Raw genomic sequence first — 3,206 nt, 5'->3', positions numbered from 1 at the left:
GTCGGGTTGGAGGTGCTGGCCATACCGTTGGGCGATCATGGTCACCTCCACCGCAATGCCATCGTCCCGCGATCAGCACATTAGTACGAATCTGAGATGGGGCAACCGCGTAGCGTTCCCTGACGCAGGACAACTGTCTCGTGGGAGTGGCATGATCGGTTGCCCCGTAGTGCGGCATTGCCGCCTAGGTCCGACATGAGCGAAATGCCCACTAACGGCGCGTAGCCGCAGGTGAACGCTACGAAACATGGTCGTTACAAACTCCGGGCAGTCCGGCGGATCGGGACAGCCTCGGACCGGGCGGGCATCTCAGGCAGTGGATCTGTGAGCGGATACGCGACCGCCCCCGACCAGCACGGTCGGGGGCGGCTCTGCGTCAGAGGGTTAGGTCGCGTCGCGGTGGATTCGCCGGGCCCGGTTCCACGCCCGGCGGCCGAGGCGTAGCCGCTTGCCGGTGGCCCTGCACCAGCGGCACGGGCGGGACAACTTCCGGTTGCCGGTGGCGCGGTGGTGGCCGCTGCCCTTGCACACCCAGCAGTCCCGGTAGGGCCGTACGGCGCACGACAGCGGGTAGGCCAGAGCGGCGGCGGCGAGGATAGCGATTGTGGTCAGGGTCCCTCTCACGGTGCCTCCAGGCGGGTTTCTAGGGTGCGGTCAGCCCCGGCGGGCTATCAGCTATCCCGCAGGTCACAGCGGGTGCAGTGCGCTAGCGGGTGCGCTATCGGATAGCGCACCCGCCGCTATCAGTTGCCGATCCCCGGGCGCTTCTCGGCGGGCAGCGCGGCGGTCAGGGCGTCGAGTTTCACCCCGTACCGGGTGGCCCCCTTGCCGTCGTCGAGCTTGCGGTGGATCGACACGGTGGGGACCCCGGCGGCCTTCATCGCCGCGCCGAACGTCTTCACGTCCCACGCGCCGTAGACGTCGGGGCGCAGCTCGGCCAGCCGGGGCACGACCAGTTCCGACCAGAGGGCCGTTTCGCCGGGCACCCAGACGGCGCGGACGTCGGCGAGCAGGTTGTACGCCTTCACCCGCGGGCGTTCCTCGCCGGGCTCGGGTAGGGTGCCGGCCTCGCCGCGCAGGGCCATGGCGCGGTCGACGACCCGCTCAGCGGTGGGGGCGTCGACGTAGTACGTCCGCACGACGGTGGGTGCGTCGAAGAATCCGACGGCCAGGGCCATGCCCTTGTCCGTGAGTGCGAACTGGGTGGCCCGGAAGCCGTTGCGGTACATCGACGTACCCAGCACCATGTCGTTCTCCTGCTGGCCCATCACCTTCAGGCACAGCCGCGCGCCGGCGTTGCCGCTGATGCCGGTGGGCAGGCTCTTCGCGTCGGGCCGTTGGGTGGCCAACGCGAGGATGATCCCGAGGGCGGGGCCCCGCTTGACCAGGTCGGTGCACAACGCCTCGAACTCCTTGCCGTGCTCTGGGTGGGTGAACATCACCTGGCACTCGTCGATGCCCACGACGATCGGGTGCAGCCCCAGCGACCGGTTCGCGGCCAGGTCGGGCGTGACCTTCGATTCGGGGCACACGTCCGCCGGTAGACCGCGCAGCACCTTCGCGCGGCGCCGCATCTCCCCGACCAGCTCGCGCAGGGACGCCAACAGGGATTCGATCTCGTCGTCGTCGTCGCCGACGAAGTACCGGCGGGCCAGGCGCTGGAACATGCGCAGGTCACCGGTTCCCTTCAGGTCGGCAGCCCATATTTCGACCCGCGGGTCGAGGGCGGCGGCCAGCATCAGCAGCCGCAACACGAACGTCTTGCCCATGCGCGGGATGGCCCCGATGAGGATGGACACGAACATCAGCAGCCCGGACAGCGGGTTGTTCCGCTCGTCGGTGCCGAACGGCAACGGCGCGAAGATGTCCGCCCGGCCCGCCTTGAGCAGCGGCCACGCCGGTTGCGGGGTGAGCGACAGCGGCTGGTCGGCCACCCACATCTCCACCTGGCCGGTGTGCCGGCCCGGCTTGAACCACACCTGGTCGAGGGGCAGACGCAGAGCCGGGGAACCGGCAACCTGCTCACGCTTCTCGACGACCATGCCGGCGGTGACCCCGGCGGGCAGGTCGACCAGCGCCGAGTACCCGGGCCCGTCGCGCATGATCTCCCGGGGAAACAGGAAGTCGCCCGGTGCCTTGCCGTGGCCGGTGGCGAGCAGGGCGGCGCGCACCGTCTCGGCGGTGAGCTTCCGGTAGGCCCGGCCGGGGGTGACCCGGTCGAGGATGGGCCGGTCGGCCGGCCGGCCGTAGTGCGCGGCGGTGAGGACAAGGCCGACGCTGGCGGCCCACCAGCCGGCCGGGGGCACGTCGCCCAGGGCGGCGCAGACGACGACCAGGCCGCCGCCGACACCGCCGGCCAGTCCTGCGCCCCACAGGCGGCCGGCGGCTCGTCGCGCCCGGGTGTGCTCCAACGACTGCCAGGTTTGAGCGTCGTCGCGGTTGGCGGCGGTGTTCATCAGGTGCAGGTTCTCCCGGCCGCCGGCCGCCCAGAACACGACGGCGCTGCCGACCCGCCACATGCCCCGGGGCGCGTACACGAGGACCTTCACGGCGTACTTCGGCGAGCGGGTCAGGTGGTAGGCGATGGTGTGCAGGCCGTAGCCGGCCGCCCACCGGGCCAACGCCGACCGCTGGTCGGGTGACCGGAGGGCGGCCGGAACGATTGGCTTGCGCTGGCCCTGGCGGGGGATCAGCTCGGCGAAGGTGGCCGGCCGGTCGGGCGGGTCGACGGGTGCCCCGACCTGCTGGGCTTCGACGTCGTACGCCTCGGCGTCGTACTCGTCGAACGGGATGGCGGTCATGCTGGTGTCTCCTCTGCCAGAGGTGCGGGGCCCGACCGGGTGTGGCCGGGCCCCGCCTGGTCGGGTCAGTAGCCGTGCCGCCGCAGGGCGTCGAGGGCGGCGTCCGCTTCGGCCTTCGGCGCGGCCCGCAGCGCGGTCTCGAACTTGTCCTTGGCCGCGCGGAACTCTCGGCTGTCGATGTCCCGGTCGGCGGCGTCCGTCTCGTCCATGCCGAGCTTGAGCAGGCTCATTACGGTGTCGCGGTCGGGCGGCGGGGGCGGCGGCTTCTTGCTGAACAGGCCCATCGGTCAGACCTCCCACATCTGGCCGCAGGGGGTGCAGACCATGTACTTCTTGCCGTCGATGTAGGTGTAGTGGAAGGCGGGGTGGGTGCAGCTCGACATGACGGGGTCCTTCCGGTTGGGG

Annotated in this window: 3 protein-coding genes; all 3 read right to left on the bottom strand. The window is 70.8% G+C overall.

Annotated elements, in window-relative coordinates:
- Positions 1-384: 384 nt before the first annotated feature.
- The 3 genes from E1258_RS31425 to E1258_RS31415 all read right to left on the bottom strand — a co-directional run bounded on the left by E1258_RS31425 (position 385) and on the right by E1258_RS31415 (position 3,085).
- Positions 385-624: a hypothetical protein gene (locus E1258_RS31425; RefSeq protein WP_132407470.1), complete on the bottom strand. Its 240-nt coding sequence runs from the start codon at positions 622-624 to the stop codon at positions 385-387.
- A gap of 119 nt (positions 625-743) precedes the next feature.
- Positions 744-2,801, bottom strand: a complete 2,058-nt coding sequence (locus tag E1258_RS31420) for an FtsK/SpoIIIE domain-containing protein (protein WP_132407468.1) — start codon at positions 2,799-2,801, stop codon at positions 744-746.
- A gap of 65 nt (positions 2,802-2,866) precedes the next feature.
- Positions 2,867-3,085, bottom strand: a complete 219-nt coding sequence (locus tag E1258_RS31415) for a hypothetical protein (RefSeq protein ID WP_132407466.1) — start codon at positions 3,083-3,085, stop codon at positions 2,867-2,869.
- Between the last annotated feature and the right edge of the window lie 121 nt (positions 3,086-3,206).

The organism is Micromonospora sp. KC207 (assembly GCF_004348615.1).
Lineage (GTDB): Bacteria > Actinomycetota > Actinomycetes > Mycobacteriales > Micromonosporaceae > Micromonospora.
The sequence above is the reverse complement of the archived record's forward strand: the minus strand, read 5'-3'. Positions and strand labels throughout refer to the sequence as shown.

Coding starts and splice junctions, on each gene's coding strand:
- E1258_RS31420 (WP_132407468.1), bottom strand. CDS start 2,801: ATGACCGCCATCCCGTTCGACGAGTACGACGCCGAGGCGTACGACGTC.
- E1258_RS31415 (WP_132407466.1), bottom strand. CDS start 3,085: ATGGGCCTGTTCAGCAAGAAGCCGCCGCCCCCGCCGCCCGACCGCGAC.